The 22514-nt window shown below is 27.8% G+C and carries 12 protein-coding genes; 3 read left to right on the top strand and 9 right to left on the bottom strand.

Annotation, left to right across the window (positions count from 1 at the left end; genetic code table 11):
• The gene (locus QEJ31_RS08545; protein ID WP_280593275.1) at positions 1-1476 is read right to left on the bottom strand and encodes an FAD-dependent oxidoreductase; all 1476 of its coding nucleotides are present in this window, start codon (positions 1474-1476) and stop codon (positions 1-3) included.
• 267 nt (positions 1477-1743) lie between these two features.
• On the opposite strand from QEJ31_RS08545, the gene QEJ31_RS08540 reads away from it, so the two are divergent.
• The 3 genes from QEJ31_RS08540 to QEJ31_RS08530 are packed head-to-tail and all read left to right on the top strand — an operon-like array spanning position 1744 to position 5396.
• Positions 1744-2478, top strand: a complete 735-nt coding sequence (locus tag QEJ31_RS08540; protein ID WP_280589350.1) for an SDR family oxidoreductase — start codon at positions 1744-1746, stop codon at positions 2476-2478.
• 9 nt (positions 2479-2487) lie between these two features.
• Positions 2488-3879 (top strand): NAD(P)H-binding protein, encoded by a 1392-nt coding sequence (locus QEJ31_RS08535; RefSeq protein ID WP_280589349.1) that lies wholly within the window; start codon positions 2488-2490, stop codon positions 3877-3879.
• Positions 3876-5396, top strand: a complete 1521-nt coding sequence (locus tag QEJ31_RS08530) for an NAD(P)-binding protein (RefSeq protein ID WP_280589348.1) — start codon at positions 3876-3878, stop codon at positions 5394-5396. Before QEJ31_RS08535 ends, QEJ31_RS08530 begins: the two co-directional genes overlap by 4 nt.
• Positions 5397-5973: 577 nt before the next feature.
• Here the strand turns inward: QEJ31_RS08530 and QEJ31_RS08525 are convergent.
• From QEJ31_RS08525 to QEJ31_RS08490, 8 genes are all read right to left on the bottom strand, one after another.
• Positions 5974-6282, bottom strand: coding sequence for an RNA-binding protein (locus QEJ31_RS08525; RefSeq protein WP_280589346.1), 309 nt, complete (start codon positions 6280-6282; stop codon positions 5974-5976).
• Between the two features lie 172 nt (positions 6283-6454).
• Positions 6455-7597 carry a tetratricopeptide repeat protein gene (locus QEJ31_RS08520; protein ID WP_280589345.1) on the bottom strand — a complete coding sequence of 381 codons (1143 nt, stop codon included), beginning with the start codon at positions 7595-7597 and terminating at the stop codon, positions 6455-6457.
• Positions 7597-10734 (bottom strand): hypothetical protein, encoded by a 3138-nt coding sequence (locus QEJ31_RS08515; RefSeq protein WP_280589344.1) that lies wholly within the window; start codon positions 10732-10734, stop codon positions 7597-7599. The genes QEJ31_RS08520 and QEJ31_RS08515 overlap by 1 nt, the downstream gene beginning before the upstream one ends.
• Complete coding sequence (locus tag QEJ31_RS08510) at positions 10731-13247, bottom strand: hypothetical protein (RefSeq protein ID WP_280589342.1); 2517 nt, start codon at positions 13245-13247, stop codon at positions 10731-10733. Before QEJ31_RS08510 ends, QEJ31_RS08515 begins: the two co-directional genes overlap by 4 nt.
• Before the next feature lie 2 nt (positions 13248-13249).
• Positions 13250-13882 carry a hypothetical protein gene (locus QEJ31_RS08505; protein WP_280589340.1) on the bottom strand — a complete coding sequence of 211 codons (633 nt, stop codon included), beginning with the start codon at positions 13880-13882 and terminating at the stop codon, positions 13250-13252.
• 83 nt (positions 13883-13965) lie between these two features.
• A complete protein-coding gene (locus tag QEJ31_RS08500) occupies positions 13966-15051 on the bottom strand; it encodes a tRNA-dihydrouridine synthase family protein (protein ID WP_280589338.1) in 1086 nt (361 codons plus the stop codon).
• 65 nt (positions 15052-15116) lie between these two features.
• Complete coding sequence (locus QEJ31_RS08495; RefSeq protein WP_280589337.1) at positions 15117-18248, bottom strand: outer membrane protein assembly factor; 3132 nt, start codon at positions 18246-18248, stop codon at positions 15117-15119.
• Entirely contained in the window at positions 18235-22446 is a 4212-nt protein-coding gene (locus QEJ31_RS08490) for a hypothetical protein (protein WP_280589335.1), read from the bottom strand. The genes QEJ31_RS08495 and QEJ31_RS08490 overlap by 14 nt, the downstream gene beginning before the upstream one ends.
• Positions 22447-22514 lie beyond the last annotated feature (68 nt).

The following is a 22514-nucleotide window of genomic DNA, read 5'->3' as shown; positions in this document are numbered from 1 at the left end:
TTATTTAAAATTTTTAGAAATGTGCTGAGCAATTCTTTTAGCAGATTTTATAACCATAGTAACACCAGCGCCTGGATGAATACCAGCTCCAACAAAATATAAATTTTTATACTTTGTTGAGCCTGATTCATGAAAAGCCAAAGGATTAAACTTTTTCAAACAAGCACTATATATTCCACCTTTGAAACTGTTTGCTCTATCTTCCAATTCTTGGGGTGATACCATTTTAAAGATTTTTCCTTTAAATGCATATTTCAATCGTTTTCTGCATATTTCTAATATTTGTTCTGCATACTTCAAGCTAAAATCATTTGACCAATTTATTCCTGAAAGATTATTTGGTGCCATTGCTGAAATAAATAATACTCTTGGTGAAATACTTTTATCTGTAGCATGTGGCCAAACTAAATATATGCAAGGATCACTTGGTAGTTGGTTATATTCACAAACCTGAATAAAACTTTCACGCCAACTCTCAGGAAATATTTTAACATGATGATGCAATTCAATGTCGTCATAAAGGTCAAATAATATAACAAATTGACTTTCGGATGGGCGATACATATTTTTAGAAATTTTATCTAGATAATTTTTTGCAATATCAGTTTTATTCAACCATGTAAATGCTGCTGTAAATGGATCTGAATTTGAAATTACAATGTCATAATGTGCTAAATGAGTTTTATCATCTTTTTTAATCTCTATATTCCAACCTTCTAATGGATTATTTATGTTTTTTAATTGCGCAGATAAAATTAACGAATTTAAATGTATTTTTACTTTATTTTTTAGCGCTTCCTGTTCCAAAATGGAGGCAATTTGGTAAACCCCCCCTTTTGGAAAAACAACTGGAGAAACTAATTCTACATGTGCTATGCTTAAAATACCTCCCTGTGCTTCATCCGGATTCATTCCAACATAGCTTGAAAAATGATAAAAAAACTCGCGCATATTTAGATCACTAATCAGAGTATCAACAACTTTCCGATATGGAGTTAAGGTAAGTTTTGGATGCTTTAATATTAAACCTGAAGCAAATGATTTAAAACCTAATGAAATTACATTTGGAGGATCTTTATAAAATATATTTTTTTCAGCAAAATCAAAAATTGCACTAGAAATTTCTAATGCATCAGATATTTCTTGTCGCAATTTATTACTATATTTTGCAAAGTAATTTTTTATGCTGTCTAATCCAACTGGTAATTCCCAATTAGTACCATCAGAAAAATTCAATTGGCTTCCAGTTTGAAGCTTAAGTAACTCAATATCAGAGATATTTAGATCCAAAAAAAGATTATTTAATTCTTGTGGCAAGGAAATTAATGTTGGTCCTGTATCCCAACAAATACCATCTGCATTTTTATATTGAAACATTTTTCCTCCACATCTTTCGGCAGACTCAAATATTTCAACATTAAACCCTTGTTTAACTAATAAATTTGCAACTGTTAAACCTGATACTCCAGCACCAATAACTGCAATTTTAATAGTTATCTCCTAATAAGTTATATGTTTAGTAAGCAACAATAATTAAATATCATAATCTCCTGAATATATCAAGATTTTACATTTTGATATATTCAAAAATGACAAGTTATACATTTTATAATTTTATTAATTTCTAATAAATAACAAAATTTACTTTATCTCTTGATTATTTTAAATAAATAAATTATATTTATAAAATAGGTTCGCTTTATTCTTTTATGTTGATCAATTAAAAATAACTTATGGAGTAAAATGAGTCATTCAAAAAATTTAATCATAAATGGTGGAAATTCCTCCATTGGTAAAAAACTTGCTGAACTAGAAGAAAAAAATTCAACTGTAATTAAAATAATTCGAAGTAATACTGATTTAAATGAAGATAAAAATAATTTATTTTTATCTAATGCAATTGATCATGATGAAATTAAAGAAACTATATTAAATATTCAAAAAAAATATCAGACAATAGATCAATATGTACATTTAGTAGGTTCTATTACCTTAAAGCCCTTACACAGCCAAACTAAAGAAGAGTGGCTACAAACAATTGATCTAAATTTAAATAGTATTTTTTATGCCTTAAAATATGTACTACCTATTATGATAAAGCAAAAAAAAGGACAGATAGTTTTAGTATCTTCAGTCGCTGCGCAAATAGGTCTCATGAACCACGAAAGTATATCAGCAGCCAAAGGAGGGGTCGAATCGTTAACCCGCTCGTTAGCCATCACTTATTCAAATTATGGAATACGAGTGAACTGCGTTTCACCTTCCTTAACAGACACAAAAATGGCTAAATTTTTAACACAAAATGAAATTGCAGTAAAATCAACTATATCTCTTAATGCTATAAAAAGAATTGGCATTCCGGAAGATATTGCGCATGCTATTTCTTTTTTATTAAGTGATAATAGCTCTTTTATAACAGGTCATGTTTTAAATGTTGATGGTGGTCTTACAAGAATAAGAACACCTCCAAAAATATAAAGAATAAGTATGAAAAAACCTAAATTAGCAATAGCTGGAGCAAGTGGTTTTATTGGAAAAGCGGCTATAAACCGATTAGCTGATGATTTTAATATTAAGGCATTAAGTAGAAAAGTACCCGCAAATAAAAATTCATATAAAGATAATGTACATTGGCATTCTTGTGATCTCTACAATTTAAAAGAGGCTGAGAATGCATTTAAAGATTGTGATTACATTCTCTATTTAATCCATTCAATGAAAAAAGGCAACAGATTAACTCAAAGCAGTTTTGATGATTTAGATTTGATTATTGCCGACAATGTAATGCGTTCTGCAAAAATAAATAAAATAAAACAAATTATTTATGTTGGAGGTATTTTACCCGAAGTAAATTTAAATATATCAAAGCACTTAAAGAGTAGAAATGAAGTAGAAATAGTTTTATCTTGCTCAGGTATCCCATTAACAACAATTAGAGCCGCAATAATAATTGGAGCAGAAAGCAGTTCATTTCAGATTTTATATCGCCTTATAAAAAGACTTAGAGTGATGATTACCCCAAAATGGACTAAGTCATTGTCACAACCAATTGACGTTCAGGATGTTACTGAATTTATTTTCCATTGTATTGGGAATGAAGAAACATTTAATAAAACGATTGATGTACACGGATCTGAATTGTTATCTTACAATGAATTAATGACAAAAATATCAAATATATTAAATCTTAGAAGAATTGCAATCACAGTCCCTTTTTTTAGTCTAGGACTTTCCAAGTTCTGGTTGCACTTAATTACAGGAATTGATTACTTTACCATTTCTCCTTTAGTAGATAGTTTAAAATATAATTTAATTGCATCCAATTCTGTGCTTTTTAATAAATACATTCCAAACCCAGTTTGTTTAAATGATTCACTACAAAGAGCCATTTCTCAAACTAAAAAATATGAAAAAATTAAAGATAAAAATAAAGCGCATGAAGAAAGCAAAGTAAGAACGGTGCAAAGACTTTATTTACCTATTGGCTGGGATGCAATGAAACTTGGCAGGGAATACATAAATTGGTTACCTAAAATTTTCTTTACTATTATCCGTTCAAAAGTAAAAAATAATGTTGTCAGATTTTCTTTTTTCAATATTAATTTACTAACACTTGAGTTTTCACAAGAAAGAAGTTCAAAAGACAGGCAATTATTTTATATAAAAGGCGGTTTATTAGTTATCAAAAAAAATTTTCCACATGCTAGGTTTGAGTTTCGTATAAGCCCTCATGAACAAACGGCAATTGCAGCCATTCATGATTACTATCCTTCATTACCTTGGCCAATTTACAGAATTTTTCAAGCAAATATTCATAAATTTGTTATGTTTTTATTCAATAGGCATTTAATAAAAACATCGATTAAAGTTAATGTATGAATTCTGAATTGAAACCAATATATGAAAATTTAATTGTAGGTTCAGGTGCAGCAGGAATCACTGTCGCAAAATTGATCTCGGTAACTTCACACTCTAAAAATACTATTCTATTAGAGCAACATTATTCACCAGGTGGATGTTCTAGTTTTTTTGCAAGAGGAGTTCCTAAAAGAGTTTATGATGTGGGTGCTACTCAAATGGTTGCTATCACAGAAAATGATATACATCATAAATTATTTACTCTTAAAAGTGATATGCAATACCCAAAATATGTTAAAATTAAAAGAATAGAATTTTTATTCCCTGAAAAATGCATTCATTTAACAATAAATGATGATAATAGTATAAATATTATTCAAGGTATAATAAGCGATAAAGAACTAAAATACATTAAAAAAGTATTAAATTATTCAAAAAAAATTGGTGAAAACTTTTGGAATTTGCTAAAAAAAATACCTAAGTTTCCAGTTTTTAGATTTTCAGAAGTGCTTCATAACGCAAAATTATTTCTGGAATTAAAATTTAAACTTGAAATTATACTTACAACACTTTTATCTACTAAAAATATTTGTTTGATATTTGGAAACAAAAAAAAATATATTATCAGTAATAAAATTTTTAATTCTTTGTTACTTGACACAGTGCAAAATACCATGGAAAAAATTCCTTGGCTATTTGGTAGTCTAGGCTTAAATATTATAAATAATGGAATTTATAGATATCAAGAAGGAATGCGAAGTTATTTTTATAATTTAAGTTTGCAAATAAAAAAAAATGAATTAGGAATATTTTATCAGTTTAAAGTTATAGAAATTTACGAAGAAACAACTGGTTTTAAAATAAAAGTTCATGATCTTAAAAAAAATATTTATCATTATCTAACTGTTACAGATAATTTGTTTCTTAATATAACCCTCTGGGATTTTCTAGAAATCTTTCAAGTAAATAATAAATATAAGAAGAAATTAACAAATCTAGCTCAAACTTTCGAAACTTGGCAAGCCTTTTCTTTGTATGGTTATTTTGAAGATTTTATTTCACCTTCAGAGGAACCAAGATATATACAAATATTTCCACCTGATGAAGAAATTCTTGAGCTTAAAAGTTCGCTGTATTTATCAATTTATGAACAAAAAAATAGTATTAGATCTTTTACTGCTACGATTCATGTAAAATCTAAATATGTACAAAATGAATTAAAAGAAACATATAAAGTAAATTTAATAGAGCGAATTGAAAAAAATTTAAATATTAAAATTAAATCTCCTGAATTTTCTATGCATCATTCTTTTGCATATTATACCCAAAGATCCGAAGGAAGGGTAGGGGGCTTAATTGTGAATTCTCTCAATACTTTATTAAATCCAATACCTAATGTATACACTCATCCTAATAATAAAACCAAACTCTTTTTAATTGGAGACAACTACTTCCCAGGACAGGGGGTTATTTCATCAACTGTCTGTGGAATAATTGCATGGGAAAGAGCTTTTAAAGGAAATTTTTCCAAATTATAAAATAATATTTTTAGTATTTTTGAGATATTTTTTATTTTTAAACTTAACGAATAAAAATATTATTACTCTCGATATCATAGACATAAACATTAAAAATACAGTAAGAGTTAAAAGCCAAATAAATTTTAGCTTAAATTCATTTTGATTCATAAAATATATAATTGTACTAAAAATAACAAAAAATGCTCCATATGCTAATAAAGATTTCTCAATTAAACTAAGTAAATTTTTCTTTATAAAGTAACTATATAATCGATAAATTTTTAAAACAGGGATTAGAACTGTGAATATAAAAAAAGTATTTATAATGATGTGATAAAAACTGAGAATTTTATTAAAATAAATCAAATACGAAAGTATTTGAGAAATTACTAGCCAAAATAAATCCAAACTTGCCACTGTAATAGGAACTACCATTGTTTTGATTTTTAAGTTTTTCTTAAGCATTTTTTCCTAAAATTTTTCAAAATAAAAAAATTAATCTGCAATAAATTTTTTATTTTTAGAAAAATATTTTGTATAATAAAAAAAGGTGCTTCGGAGCACCTAATTTAAATAATTTCCGATTTAAACTGAGTTATTGATTTCTGTCGTTATATCCTCGACGTTGTTGATAGCCTCCCTCACGTTTATTATCCATTCTAGGTCTAGCTTCATTAACGGTTAAAGGTCGTCCCATAAAAGGTTTACCATTAAGGCTTTCAACAGCCTTTAAAGCATCGCCTTCTTCTTCCATTTCAACGAAACCAAACCCTTTACTGCTTCCAGTTTCACGATCTGTAACAACTCGAGCACTAGTTACAACACCATACTGAATAAAAGCTTGAGATAGCTCATTATCAGTACAACTAAAAGGAAGATTTCCTACATATAACTTCTTAGCCATGAGACATGCCTCCAAGGAGCGTTCTCTAATACGAGAGAATCGACACATAAATCAATAATCACCTTGCAAGCAACTTAATTTCAGTTTTACTTCTGATTTCAAAACTGCAATTATGAATTGAGCTTGCTGGTGGGAAAATATTACAAATCTAATTTAAAAAAGTCAATCAGTTTCAATTAGATGTAACTGGTAATCCAGAAAATTCTGGATACGAATCGAGTAAATTCTCATTTTCCATTTGGGTAAGTTTAAAATTTACAATTCGATAATTTGGATCATTTTCACTAATCATACTTAAATATGCCTCCCAAGACTTATAGGCAGATAAATAATTTTTTCTTTTATTTTCTAGAAAACCATTTAAATAATACAAAAATGGAACAGAAGGATGATTGGTCATAGCAAGCATTAAAATTTCATTAGCTTCATCATACTGTCCGCTTTGAATTAAACAATATGCATGATTATGAGAAATATAAGGATTGGTTCTATTTTCTTCAAAAGCTTTTCTAAAGGAATTACAAGCAGCTAAATAATCTTTATCATCTTGATATAAAATCCCTTGCCAAAGTAAGACATTACTGTCTTTTGGATACAGAGTATTTAAACGATTCACAATTTGTTTTGCTGATATTAAATTTCCCATTTCTCTTTCTGATTTTAATTGCAGAATATAAAGATAAAGTAAATCATTTGAACATTTATCGATTCCTTTTACAGCTACATCTAGAGCAAGTTTATTAGCTTTTTTACTAAAATAAAATTCACCTAAAGCTAAATAAGCTGGTGTCCAATGGTTTGATGAAATAATTAATTTTTCTAAAATTTGTAAAGTCTGCTTTTCCTCACCTGCCTGCATATAAGCTAAAGCTAGTATTAACATTGCTTCCCTAAATGGAGAAACTGCATAATCTTCATCTAAAGTTTTTGTCCTTTGTCGTTCTAAAATATTTAAAATATTTTTATTTTTTTCAATTGCTTTTTGATAGTCACCCCTTTTTATGTCTGCTATAGAACTTGCAATAACATCTAATGTGCTAGGTATTGTTTTATTTAAAATAGGATTACTAGAAACTATATCAAGGAAACTAGATTCTTTATTACTCTTTAAGTAATCAATAACTTCATTGGGAATATATTTCTTGCTAGCTGATAATCGTTGTTCCTTTGTAGTAGATTCTGGGTAGTAAAAAAAAGTTTGATAATTTGGTAAATTCAATAATTTTGAATCAACGATAATTTCATTATTTTTTGGAGTTTCACAAGCTGTTATTAGAAAAAAAATACTTGCCAAAAAGAAAGTTTTTACTCTCATTACAACCTTCCAATTTCTATTTTACTATTTAAACTCATAGCACTTGGTAAATATTCTAAAATATCAAAAAAATCTTGTTTATCTGCTATAGATGCAGGAACATTCACAGTAAACCTTCGTTTATCAAACCTCGATATTAACGCAGATAATTCTAAATTATCTTCATTACTAACTTTTTCTTTTATATAAGAGAGAGATAGATATAAATATTTTTTTCCTTCTGTTCTTAATTTATCATTTTCAGTTAAATATAAATCCTTTTTGTCATAAAATTTATACAGAAGAGCATATGAATCACTTAATTTTAAATTCATTTTACCATATGTAATATATGTTTTTGTTAAAATATCATCAACATTATTTACTTTTTCAATGTACTTAATTCTATTTTCTACAAACTGCTTATTTTTCCCCATAGCTAAAATCGTTTGATAATTATACTTGTCAAAATTTTTCTCATTTTCTTTAAGAAAATTTGTATAATCAAAATCATTTAAAAATAAAATAGATTTTTTTAGATAAAAATTCCTTGAGTAAGAATCATCTATTTTTAAAACAGTATCTTTTATATATTTATCAAATGCATTTTCTGAAGATATTCTTGAATTACTAATAAATAAATTTGATGTTAACAAACCTATATTTGCATCTACTTGCATTAAATTATTTATCTTTTTTCTTGCAATAATATTTTTGAATATTTTATTAGCCACTACATATTTTTTTTCTTTTAAATAATTATAAGCAGACTCCATTTCTGTTACTTCATAGTTTTTATTTTTTTCATTGCTAAGTTTTTCAAAATTAGCAAGCTTCTCTAGTAATTCAGGAACTAGGTCATCTTCTTTAACCATTTGAAGGATTTCAACCGCTCTATTTAATGCATACTTTTTAGTATTTAAATCAGGTATATTACTATTGCTATTCGAACATAATATATAAAATTTTGCTGCACTTGAAAATTGCAGTAAAGCATCAATTGCCCGCGCTTTCCAAAACATAACTTCATGGATTCGCAAATCATCTTTTCTATTTAATATAAAGTAACTAGAAACATAATTTACTTGCTCCCATTTCTGTAAGCTAGCATATTCCTTAATTGAAAGTTCCAATGCTTCTCCAGCTTGCTCATTAGTTTGATAATTCTTTCCCCATAATTCTAAAAATTTTGCTGAATTATAAAGCTCACCTTTTTCTTTTAAATTTTTTGCATATTCAATAGCTAAAGAATAATTGGTGATTTTGACAACGGACATAACTTCTGAAGAAACCGAATATTCTTTTGCAATTTTTTCTAATGAACCTGCACCTGCAATTATATTTGAATTTTCTGCACTCATTTTTTTTAATAAATTTGCTAAATTTAAACTTACTCTATCTTTTTCTTCCTGCGCTTGCTCAATATTTTCTAAGCTCGGTAAAGATAAAATTTTTTCATATTTTAATTTTGAATTTTCATAATCACCGAGAATCTCGCACCGCTTTGCATATTCAAATAAAAAATTTCTTGCTATTGAATAGAGAGGAAAATGTGCAATAAAACCGTCAACAGCTTTTTCATATTTTTCAAATTCAATTGTTTTGGTATCTGTTACTTCAGAGCTTTGTTCTTTTGCAATATTAACTAATTGAAACCAAGAAAGTTTTAGGCTGAATTCATCTAAAGGATGTTTCAAACTTTCTTCTGTAGCTAACCAAGCAGCTGGGTAGTCTTTTGACATAAACAAAGCATTACCATAAGACTGAAATAAAACTCCTCTTAAATCTTCAGGAAAATGTTCGATAATTCTTGAATGATAAATTTGTGCGCTTTTTAAAAATTCATTTCTAGACTTTGTAGATATCCCAAGATTATAATAATATTGTCCTGCTTGAAGTGATAAATTTTCAACCATTTCTCTTCTATTTAATTCTTCTGCTTCAGATAATTCAAATCTACTTTTCCATAATGAATCTTTTGCAATAAATGCTGTACCGAAATAAGCGAGTTCATTATATCGATTTATATTTTCAGCTTTTGCTAAAGCAACTAATCTACTTTTAATAAATTCGGGCAAAAGTCTAGATGCATAAAATTCTCTTTCAATTTCTTTTGCCATATTTTCAACTTCATTAGGATATCCAGCAGCAGTAAAGTAATAAAATGAAGAAATTATTATTTTTTTTCCAAAGTCACCCGCAGATCTATCTTTAGATATTTTAAGATAATTCTCTTTTTTCTTTGATTCAAATAAAGATAATGCTCCAACTCTCACGACATCATCCATAACTTTTTTAGATATCAAATTTTCATACCTTCCTTTTTCTCTTGAAAACTCCTGAACATAGTTAAAAGCTAAATCATATTCTGCGTTCCTATAGCTTGACCAAATGAGTCGCAATTTTATTTCAGCTAGAAGTAGTGAATATTTATCTTCTGAATATGAAATAAAGTTTTGACTAAATTCTAATCCTTTAGAATATGCTGCTTTCGCTTCTTGGAAATGAAATGTTTCAAATTCACTATCACCTAAACCAATATATGCTCTTATTATATCTTCTCTAAATTCATTTTTATCAATATCTTTTGTTACAATATTTATGAAGTAATTTTTTGCCTCAGAGAAGTTTTCTTTTAAAATTGAGAGATCACCGGCTAGTAAGTTCATTCGAATATAAAGTTTAGTATTTTCTTTATAGCTTTTTAATTCTTTCAAGCCATCATCTATTAAATATCTTGCTTTCTCTGCATCTATTTGTTTATTCATGTAGGAATACAATGCTAATTTAAAACATGCTTCAGCATATGTTTGAGAATTATTTTTTTCATTAATAACTTCATTCAGTTTAATAATTTCATTTTTTATTTCTTCTTCAATTATTTTATCATTTTCATTTTTAATATCATTATCCAAATTATTGTATTTTTCCTTAATTTCTTCAGTATGTCTCTGAAATTCAGTCTTCCAAGTATTAAAATGCAAGTCAAATAAATCTCGATAAATAAAATTTAATTGTTTATCATTTTTCAAGTTTGTTTCATCTTGTAATGTATAAAAGAAAGGTTCAGAATTTAATTTTGGAATGAAATATTCTTCTGCATTAATTTTTGTAAATAGAAATAAATTTATAATAACAAATATTTTAATATATTTCATCGCATCAAATCCATTTGTACAGATTTTTTTAAAGAATTTATCCAATTTTCTCTTTGTTCAGCTGCTTCTTTAATTTTATCATTCTTCTCTTTCGACAATGAGATATTTTCTTCTGAGTAATTTGCTAATGAGATATTAATGTAATCTTTAAATTGTTTTATCCTTGGAAAAAGTAGGTCTGCTAGCTCATTCGATATTGAATTATACTCTTTAATAATTTTTTTATTTAACTCTATATTAATTTTTTCTGCAAAAAGTAAATGATTATTTATTTCATTTATTTTTTCCATAACTTCTTTTCTTTCAGCAATAATTCTATCTTTCACTTGATTTAGAGTTAATTCTAATTGCTTCAAAGTTGAAAATAAATTCAACCAAGTATTTTTCATAGTTTCATCAATTTCAATTTCTCCAATTGAATATGATTTTTCTTTATTTTTTTGATGTAATGAAAATATAGATTTAAAAGTTTCATCCAAGATAACATATTTTTTTTCAAATAGTAAATTTGCAGTCGGTTTCAAACTTCTTGAAATTTGAAATATTCTTTCTTCAATAGTATTTTTTACTAATTCTTCTTCCATTATATCTATTGAATAATTTGCAAAAGATTTCTCTAATATTTCAATATCTTCAAGTTGAGCTTTTTCTGGAACTTTATTGTTGTTAAGAGCAAATAAAAACTTCAATCCCGATAATTCTGCATTTAAATTATTAATATTATTGTTTAACATTTTTAAAGAATTAGGGAATTTAGGTGAAAAAATTCGATCTTCTATTTCGCTTTTTAATTTATATTTACTAATTTCATCATTAATTGAAGATAATCTTTTTAATAATTCATATCTATTATTTATAGCAAATTTACTACCAGATTTTTCTGAATCCCATAATTGAAATTCAAGTAAATCTAAATTTAAAACCAAATCTTTAAAAGAATCTAATATAGAATCTACTTTTGTTAAAGATGATACAGCTCTTGCTTCAAGAATTCCGCTATATGCCAAATCATTTACATTAATTGCATTTGCAAGATCGGAGCGAATAAATCTTAATTCATTTTCTAAATTATAATATGCTTTTCTAAAAGAAGAAGCGGTGGTAACAAGTTTTGAATCAATACCATATTCTTCAGATAAACTAGACAAAGCAAGAACATTTTCAATTTGCTCACTACTATCTACTGAATTACTTTTCTTTATTTTTTCAAGAAATTCTAAATCAGCTAAAACATCTCCATATAACTCTAATAGTAGTAGTTTCGAATCATTATTTTTTACTTCAGTTTTTGAAAGTATTTTTGCTAATATAAATTTCGATATCCTAACTTTATTTGAGCGATTTTGCGGGTTTTCTTCGAAAATGTAATTTAATTCACCTGATATTTTATCGATTGATTTTTTGTACTCTATTGCACTTTCTTTAAATTTTTTTTGCAAGTATAAAATGTGAGAAAACTCAAGTTGAACTTTTATTTTTTCTTTTGCATTTAATTTAAATCCTGTTACATTTTCCTCTTCTAAAACATCTCGATACCAATTTTCTGAGGCAAGTAAATTAAACATTGAAGCATGAAATCTGGCTAAACAAAGTCTTGCTAGGACTTTAGTCGATTCATCTTCCTCAAAATATTTCAAATTATCTCCATAACCTTTAAAATCTCCTGATAAAAAGCGAATAAGGGATAATGCTTCTTCTTTTTTCTCATTTTCATACAATAATAAAGCCAATACTAGGTATGCACGACCAATTAAATTATTCCCAAGTTTTGTATGGCTAATTGCTTCTTGTAAATATTTTATTGCAAAAGAGTTATCTGAATAAATTTTTCTATAGCTTAAAGCGATATAAGCAGAACTTAAAACCATCAATTTAGAGTCATTTTTTATTATGGGTGAATTCGACCATATTACGAGTTTTTGCTTGAAACTTTCATAATTTTTTTCTTTATTCAAGATCATTGCTTCATTAATAAATTCATTAGAACATGCTAATTTAAATTTATCAGGAAATAAATTTTCCTCAGCTCCTCCTATATAAAGCATTTTAATACATATATTTGTTGATTTTTCATGATTTTTTAACATTCTATTTGCTTGAAATAATATTTTATTTGCCCAAGAAATATAACTTCTATTTCTTGGGTCAATATTTTTTAATTCATTTTCAACAATTTCAATTGCAGCTAAGTCATCACCTAAGTACATATGGTCTTGAGCTTTTATTAAATTTATTTTAACACGAATAGGATCATTATTAAGACCTAGTGGTGTTTTTTCTTTTAAATAATATTTTGAATTTGGATCAGCAACATTTGAGAGATATGATATGCTAAAAATACTACTGCGAAGAATTTCCAATTTTGTATTTACTGATTGAAGAAGATTCCATTGTTTTACTCTTATTGTTTCATTATCTTGGAAAATATTTTTTTCTGAATTTGTTAGTTCAAAAGAATAAGCATTAATTTTAAAAAGAAAAAAAATAATGAATATAATTTGTAATTTTTTCATTATTAATTTCCTTTTTGCTCTTCATCCTCAGTAATTAACTCTGGTAATTTTGTCATACTATTTTGTCTTAGGACTATCTTTATATCATGGATAGGTGAACTAAGAGTTCCTATTACATCAATTTCTTTTTCAATTTTCCATTTTCCTTGAGGTAACACATAAGGCCAATTATTATTAAATTGGCCAACTATACCATTAATTTTTATTTTATAAGTACCTAATGGAAGCGGACCATTAAATATTGGAAGATATATTTTTCTATCAAAAAAAATTGGTTTATTATAATGTATCAAAGAAATATTATTAATAATAGCTGAGAGTTCAATTACACCAAATTGCGGTAATTCTCTTTCACTATTTTTTGATATTACTTCAACTTTAAGTTCCATTCTATCTTTAAACTTTGAAATTAGTAAATCTTGCAGAGATAAAACTTTAGAACGCATTTTTTTATTTTGCTCTTGTAATTGAGCAATTTTTGTTGCTATTTCATCTGCATTAGATAAATCATTGTTATCACCAATGATCAAAAATGGATCTGGTGGTAAGTAATTAGTTTCTGCTAATCCTTTATTACTATGAATAAGAACAAAAAAAATAATTATTGGAATAATATATTGAATTGTTTTGCACATACAAACCTCAGTAACTTAATTTTGCCATTAAATAATTCATGAAGTTTGATAAATTTTACTTATTGTGTTTTAAATTTGACTATTTATAACATTTTAATTCTGTAACTCATTGGATTATCACTATTTTGAGAAAATTCATGTATTTGAGTTGTCAATTCTTCGACTGACTTGCTCCGCATAGAAAGCCGCCAAAAGTGATGTCCAAATTGAAACCAGCGCGCACCTGTAGCAACAAAAAAACGAAATTTTTCTAAAATATATTCTTCATCTTGAAAATGCTCTTTAAAAATCTTTAAAAGTAACAGGCATGCATTGATATACTCTTTTCCTTCTTCCGTCGGTGTTTTTGGCGCTTGCCGGCCTGCAAGAGCTTCAGGAGTAATATTGTTTCCTAGTAATTCAGATATTTGCCAAATAATCCAAGGTCTTGCTACAGCAGCGCGGGCAATCATTGCTCCATCAATTTTTAATGTATTTAATAAGTACAAAGCATCTTCAGCAGTTTGAATATCACCATTTGCTATAACTGGAATGGTTAAATTATTTCTTATTTTTGCAACCAAATCCCAATTAGCTGATCCGCTATGCTTTTGCGCTCTGGTTCGTGCATGAATAGTAATAAAATTAGCTCCAGCATTCTGTAGTTCAGAAGTAAAGTCTAATAAATAATCAAAATTTTCTTCATCTGAAATACCGCCACGTAGTTTAACACTAACGGGTTTGTCCGTAGAATTTTTAACTATTTTCACAATGTCTGAAGCATATTTTTTATCACCCATAAGTCTCACACCCCAATTATGTTTTAGAGTATGTGAAACAGGACAACCCATATTGATATCAAATCCCCAGGGATTTTTTGAAGATAATTTTTCAATACTAGGTTTAATAAACTTTTCTTCGTTACCTAAAATTTGTGGGATATAAAAACTTTCATTGCTACTTGTGCGAAGCTCATTAGTAGAGTCCAGCTTTTCATTTGGGATTCTTCTTGTTGAAAGCATTTCTGTAAACCTTAGAACATTTATATTCTTTGGAGTATAGAATTTAATGAGTTCTCTAAATGCTAAATGAGACAACCCAACCATTGGTGCTATTAGAAACGGGAAATCAATACCCAAACTCAACATTCTAGAATGATTAAAATATGTACTTTTTTGCACATCGGTCATAGGCTCTCCAAACAAATATAAGAGCCTTTTCATATCGAGAATTTATAGGAAATAAAAGCAATTTATTAAAATTGTGCGCCTACATTAAAATGGATTGCACCTCTAAATTTTAAATACCCAGTAAAAAACGAATCTTGAATTCTGCTAACACATTTTGGCGGCGTGCTTGATGACAAAGCCTGAGCTGGAGTTACGCATTCAGGATCAGAAGAAGGATCTTTTAAAGGATATCCATAATCTAATCTTATCGTAACATAATTGCCAACGATCATTCTTAGCCCAATTCCAGTAGAAATATAGGCTTGTTGCCAATATTGTTCTAAAAAATTACTATCTTGCAAACGAACAGGATTAGGCGCAATCAATGCTGCATTATCAGGAACACATTGATTACTCGAAGGTAAAGAGTTTGCCACTTTTGAATTTATAATTGAATTTATTTGATTTGTTTCCTGTTGGGTAAAATAATTTGTTGCTGAATCAACAAATAAAACCATTCCAAAAAAGTCATTAAAACGATATCTTGATTCAGCTTTTAAATACATAAGATTTGTCGCACCAAGGGAAGCGAGCTGTGTATTACAGTTAGCTACACCATTATTTTGATAATGAATCCACAATAAAGGCCCAGGAGCTGTATTTCCATAAGTTTCAGGAAACCCCCTAACCAAGGCTGATTCAGTTAAAGTAGCACGCCGGGAAGCGGGAGGTGTTACGGTTTGTCCATCTTCGTTAACTGTATCAATGATAAACTTACCACCCAAAGAAATACCTGCACTTAATCTTTTATAAATTGGAAAAAATGTATCATAGGAAAAACCAAATCGATTAAATTGGACTTGCGAACCAAAACCAAATCGTGCAAAGCCATATTGAAAATTTAGTAAAGAACCTGAAGTTGGCCATGCTTCATTATTACGCGTATCCAAAGTAAGACTTGAGACAAGTTCTTTTACAGTAACAGATGGGCTATCTAAAGTTTGAACAATGGCACTTTCTGAGCTTGTTGATTGAGATTTTTCATAAACTAAAGATTGTCTAAAATTCCAATTCAAATCAAAAAATGAGGGCTTCCAATCACCAGCTACGGTTGCCGTGTAATACTCTCTATTAGTTAATGTTTCAGCTGCAACTTGATAACCAAAAGTAGTACTCATATCAATAGGAGTGACTAAAGGCCCTAATTTAAATAAAGATTCTGAAAGTCCTAGACTGATATTTCGACCTAATATTTGTTGTGTTTCAGTTGAAGCAAAAGTTTGCTGCTGTTTTTCTTGAGAAACAGAGGCATTAGAAAAAAACCGTAAACCATCATCATTTAGTTTATTTAAAGTAAAATCAAGCGCAAAAATATAACCGCGGAAAGTAGAATATTGAGGGGAAAGCCCCAAAGAAAAACCTGTTTTTAATCTGGCATGAATAATAATATCAACTCTTGTTTCTTTTCTTTCAAGTGCAGATATATCTAATGCTTCTACATAAATAGAAGAAAACAAATCGTGTTTAAGTAAACGAACTCTAGCGGTATCAAAGCTTTCTTGGGAGAAGACATCTCCTGATTCTAAATTTGAAGCAGAGATAATCGCACTATCTTTTCCTACAATATCACTATCAACAAATATCTTTCTTATTCTAACTATTTGTCCTGGATAAATAGTTAATTTTAAATTAACTTTTTTAATATCTACTTGATTGGAAATAATTTCTTGATTAATCGAAATTTGATTATAAAGATACCCTTTAACCAATAATTGTCTTCTATATTCTTCGACCAAAGATTTTCTCTTTAATGTACTGATTGGAGAATTTAATTCTATTATCGAATTAATTTTTGCCTGATCTATTTTAAATTCAAGAGGTAACCCTTCTAAAATTAATTCATTAAGAACATACTTTGCACCTTTATCAATTCGAAATATAATATCCATTTCAGACTTATCTTGTGATGGAATAAAGTCAGGCGCTGCTACTTGAACATCTGCATAACCTTCTTCTAAATAAAGATTTTTCAGCTTGTCTCGATATGTTCCTATATTATCTTTAGAAAAAGGTATTCCTGTTGAAAAGAAAGATTTTTTTAGTCCAATATATTCTAGAACATCATCTTCACTTTGAGGCAATTGACCAATAAATGTTACTTTTCCAATTTTAACTAGTGGTCCTTTTTTAACTAAGAATTTTAAAACAGTATTTCCTTTACTATCTATAACTCTTTCTGGTTCAGATACAACAGGAAATGCATAACCTTCTTTTTGATAAAAATTAGTTAAAATTGTTACTAAATCACTATCTGTCATTAAAATTATATCAGAATAAGTTAAACTTTGCTTAGATTGAAGAAAATCTTGTAAAAGCACACCGGTTTCTTGATCATAAATTTGAAAAGTTGTTCTTGGACCTTTCTCTATTTCCAAAGATAATTTTGCACTTTCTTTACTAGCGGAATAAGAAATATTTTTCATTTCAACTTTAGCCTGTAAATAACCTTGTTCTAAATAGTTTTCTTTTGTAAGATCTAATGTTTCGTTTATTATCTTTAAATCACATATTGTACCGGTCTCTATTGGAGCTGTTATAAAATTTAATAAGTTTGAATATGAATCTTCAATCACAACTTGATCAATGCGGCATGGATTATTTTTCTCAACCTCAAAAACTACCTGAACATAATCACTAGATAATTCATTTACTTTTGTTGAAACAACTTTTGCATTTAAAAAACCATGCTCAAATAAATTTCTGCGAATTTTTTCAGCATCTGAATTTAAAATTGACTCGTTGAATGGCTGTCCTCTTTGGCTAGAAATAATTCGTAAATATTCAGACAATTCAGATGAGTTTAATCCGTTTATTATTATTTCTTGAACTCTTTTAATTGTTGTAGCTTTTGTTATAAATATAGTTTCATTTGTTTTAGAAATATATTTTTCAACTTCTACATTTTGATATAATTTAGTTTCTACTAACTCTGAAATAATAGCATCATCTAACTCACTTAATGGAACAGATGATAAAGTTGCAAGTATATCAGGATAAAAACTTACTTCTTTTCCATCTACAAACAAATGAAGCTCAACCGACTTAGGAGCGATAGATGGATCAAGCAGCCTGTATTTATTTATTTGACCAAAAGCTACAAATGGAACGAAAGAAAATAAAAAAACACAAATTATTTTAAAAAACTTATTGACTTCCAAATCTAAACCTCAGCCCACCAGTGTAATCACTTAATGATTGTTGTTGTGTGGAGGACGTAGATGAGTTTGTCATAGAATAAGAACTAAACAAACTAATAACATCATTTAAAAAGTAATCTGCTGTAAATGATGGTGAAGGTGAAGCACCTGCATCTCCAGATTGTCCTTGGTAGCTTACACCTAAATTAAATCTTTCTGCAACGGAGCGACTGGCAGTTACTCTCCAACTGTATTGCCCATTTTGAGAAGTAGGTACTACATTTACATTATCGAAAAGACCTGCTGTTACTGTATTTACTGTAGAATTTAAAACTCCTAAACCAGGAGTGCTATCACCAAATGAGAAAAAGACATTTGTAGAAGCTGAAAGCAAGTTTGCGCTTGAGCTTTGTGCTGGAATTTGTCCTGTTGAAATAATAGAAATAATATCGAACTCCGTCATTCTATCTCCATTTGGTAAATTTGGGGGAATAATACTAAGATCTATTTTTGGTCTACTAAATCTTCCATTTAAATTGGCAAGAATTGTATATGAGGCAACTCTAGATTCCATTTGAATATCAATATTTGGATCATATTTTTGCAATTCAATAAAATTGAAATCAGCTCGTTTAACATCGAATCTGCTTTTCAATAAAAACAAGTTAGCTCTATCAGTTGTTAAGTTACCTACTATAACTGGATTTGTTGTATCACCAGCAATATGTAAAGTTGGTGATGTTGAAAATTTTCCTCTTACACACTGAGTTTGAATGACTAGAGAATTCAAAGCTTGAAAATTAATATTAAGGTTTGCAATAGGTACAGAAGATCCTTGTGTCGTATTTAAACTTGAATTTTGTAAATTTAATTGTCTAGTTATTTCATCACATCCAATATCTTTAAAAATTCGGAATTTACTAATAGTAACATCTCCAGAAATATTATATGGCATTGAGTTCCCAGAAATTGAAATTCCAGCATCAAAGGTAGTATCAATTACTTGAATAATTGGAACAGGTACTCTTAAATCTACATTCTGTGCTGACAATTTGAAAAAAAGATCAGGTGATTCAGGATTTTCACTAAATAATTTTGAAAAATCTATACTCCCTGCACCATTAATATAACCTGTTCCTTTTTCTGCATAAAAGGAATTCAATTCTAATTTATTTCCATTAAACTCGAACTTTCCATATAAATTTGTAAACGCCGGCTGATAATTTTTCAAAAATAAAGTTTTCGCATCAAGAATTATTGATCCTGATGTTGTTAAATCAGATAAGTATCCATCTAAAATAAATTGTCCTTTTAAATTTCCTTCAGACGAACCGAAGTCTTCATGCAATTGATCAATTTTATTAAGATTAGCATCAATATTCAAAGATGTATTTAAATATTTATTTTCTATATTAAAATTTGATTTTCCAATCTCAACTTTTCCAATTTGCCCATTCATTTGAAAAGTATTTAAATTAATACTTTTCCCATTAAAGTTAATAAGACTCGTGGTATTAATATCCATTAACATTCTTCCGACTTGAATATGTCCAGAATTCAATGATCCATTTCCTACCCATTTTTGATACCATTTTTCATTTTTAAATTGATCAAAACCTAAAGGTCCTTGAAAATTAAATGCTCCGTTAAATTGAGAAAATAAATTATAATTAACCCTTACATTATCATTTAGTAGATTTGTTGCATCGAAATTTATTAATTTTATATTAAGTATAGAATTTTGTTCCAAATCCCTTGGCATTAAGTAATTTCCAACGATCTGGTTATTATATAAGGAAAAATCTATTGAAAAATTTTTATCTGCTTTTTGTTTACCTACCAAACTAATATCACCAAACCAAGAATTATTAACTGAGAAATCAGCTGCTAGTAATTTAAAATTACCCTCTAATTCATGCCATTTTCCTGCCATTTCAAGATTTGCATTTAATTTTCCAGTTAAAGTATTCTCAGGAGTAGATAGGGCTGAAATTGGAAAATTATTTACCTTCCCTTTAAATCCTGAATTATCAAAAGAAAAATTATTTAATTCAAAAAATGCAAAAGAAGCTCCTTTTCCTGAAACATTTTTGTCAGGAATTTTATCTTGGATATTATTAAATAAAATTACAGAATTTGCACATATTCCAATTTTGCAGTTTAAAATTATCTTTGAATCTTGAACTTTTCCATTTAAAAATTCTAAATTCTCAATACTAGAATTCATTTTCAATGTCCAAGTCGAAGGATGCATTATTAAACCAGAAAGAGATGTGGAAAACTTCTTTACTTTCCCTTTAGTAGAATAAAATGCAGGTTTAATCCAAAATTTATTTGCTTCAATTATTGAATTTAAATCTAGATTCTCTCCAGAAGCTTCTATTTTTGAATTAAGATTATCGTATTCTACATCAACAGAGTTTAATTTTAAAATTGAATCTTCTGTAGTATTTTTATTTTTAAAATTAATAAATGCATTTTTTGTCCATATCCCATAATTATCTAAACCAACTTCACCAGAATAATTACTAAATTCAACACCAAACATTTCTCCATTTGAAGCATTTGCTAGTCCTTTAAATACCACATTTGTTGACCCTGGGTCTACTTTGATATTTCCGGAAAAATCACCGATTCCTAGGGTTTTAAATTTTAAAAAATATTCTAATATATTTAAATTTAAATCCTTACCCGTTAAAGAAGCATTTGCAGAAATACCTTTTGCTGGAGTAAAATCTATGTAAGCAGAATTTATATTAAGATTTCCTGAATTTTCATTTATTTTCTTTGCTATAAATCCATTTGTATTATCTAGAACTAAACCTAATACAGAAGCTGATAGATTGAGATTAAAATTAATCGTTGGAAGCGGAGGTCTTTCTTTATTATCTTTAAAAGTTGTAACTAACATATTTTTTGCAGAACCAGAACCTATTGCTGTTAGTTCAAAAACTTTTTTTTCGTTGGGGCTCATAATTTTCCCTGTGACTAACATTTTATCAGAAAATATTCCGAAATCTACAGGAGTAAAAGAAGCTCCTAAACCATTAAGTAATTCAGCAAAACTTAAGTTATCAATTTGAGCTTCATTTTCAAAATTAAATGAATCAAATAATTCAAATTTACCTTGAGAATAAATATTCCCATTTTTGTGTGTTTTTATTTTAGCTTTCGAATAAACTATAGATCTATCTTTGAAATGTAAATCAGCATTTCCATTATAGATATCAAATTGCATTAATTTAAAATCTTTCCATACTACTCGACCATCAAAAATAGGTTCATCAAACAAATTTTTTCCAGAAACAACTGCTCCAGACAGTACAGCGATACCTTTTGCATCCATTTCTAATAAATGAAAAATATCTTTTGCATTTAATTTTAGTGAACCAATATTTGCAATATAAGTTGACTCTATTAGATTTGAAGAAATATGGCCTCTTATATCCGTATTTAATTCTGCTAAATTACTTTTAAGTTCAAATTTATCAGAATAAACACTCCCATCAATTCCTAATAAAATAGTACTTTCTAGATGATTTATATAGACTTTATCCAATAAAAATGGAAATACCAGTGTTGTATCAGTTACCAACAATGAATTTTTTAATATTGGAATACCGCTCTTATTTAATTCTTTTTCAATTTCAATGTGTGATAAAGTAATTTTTTGATAATTTTTATTTATTTCTTTTCCTAAAATAAAACTTATATTAATACCTTCGATAGAAAATGGTATTTTAGTAATATTATCTTGTAATATTTTCGGAATATTTATAGGTTCATTATCGTCTTCCATTTGTAAAAAATCAGGTAAAATTAATTTATTTTTATCATCATAACCTAATTGTATTCCACCTCCTCGCAAAGTAATTTTTTTAATAACAGGTGTTCTTCGAAAATATGAAGCTAAAATATCAAATGAAATAGTTAGCTGATTAAGTCCAAAATTGAAATTTCCTAATTGTTTAGAAGCATCAACTTTGTTCTTAATTTCTTTAATATACACTTCATTTAAATTAAGTGAACCCGTAAAAAAATTTAAACTTAATGAACCTAAACTTAATTTTAATTTACTTTTTTCTAAATAATTTACATTGATATATTCCACAATTGCATGTTGAATAGTTTGACTATTTAGAATAAAAAAAACAAGTGCATTCATTGCTATAAACGTCACAATAACAAACAACAGTAATCTTTTTAAAAACTTAATCACTCAATTCATTCCTATATTGGAAGCAAATTTCCTTTTTTATGTTAACATTCAGTCACAAAAAGTGCCAT

This window comes from Pigmentibacter sp. JX0631, assembly GCF_029873255.1.
Taxonomy (GTDB): Bacteria; Bdellovibrionota_B; Oligoflexia; order Silvanigrellales; family Silvanigrellaceae; genus Silvanigrella.
This window is presented reverse-complemented; position numbering and strand designations above follow the sequence as displayed.

Excerpts from the sequence above, each read along its gene's own strand:
- QEJ31_RS08540 (WP_280589350.1), top strand. The coding sequence starts at position 1,744 with ATGAGTCATTCAAAAAATTTAATCATAAATGGTGGAAATTCCTCCATT.
- QEJ31_RS08535 (WP_280589349.1), top strand. The coding sequence starts at position 2,488 with ATGAAAAAACCTAAATTAGCAATAGCTGGAGCAAGTGGTTTTATTGGA.
- QEJ31_RS08530 (WP_280589348.1), top strand. The coding sequence starts at position 3,876 with ATGAATTCTGAATTGAAACCAATATATGAAAATTTAATTGTAGGTTCA.
- QEJ31_RS08525 (WP_280589346.1), bottom strand. The coding sequence starts at position 6,282 with ATGGCTAAGAAGTTATATGTAGGAAATCTTCCTTTTAGTTGTACTGAT.
- QEJ31_RS08520 (WP_280589345.1), bottom strand. The coding sequence starts at position 7,597 with ATGAGAGTAAAAACTTTCTTTTTGGCAAGTATTTTTTTTCTAATAACA.
- QEJ31_RS08515 (WP_280589344.1), bottom strand. The coding sequence starts at position 10,734 with ATGAAATATATTAAAATATTTGTTATTATAAATTTATTTCTATTTACA.
- QEJ31_RS08510 (WP_280589342.1), bottom strand. The coding sequence starts at position 13,247 with ATGAAAAAATTACAAATTATATTCATTATTTTTTTTCTTTTTAAAATT.
- QEJ31_RS08505 (WP_280589340.1), bottom strand. The coding sequence starts at position 13,882 with ATGTGCAAAACAATTCAATATATTATTCCAATAATTATTTTTTTTGTT.
- QEJ31_RS08500 (WP_280589338.1), bottom strand. The coding sequence starts at position 15,051 with ATGACCGATGTGCAAAAAAGTACATATTTTAATCATTCTAGAATGTTG.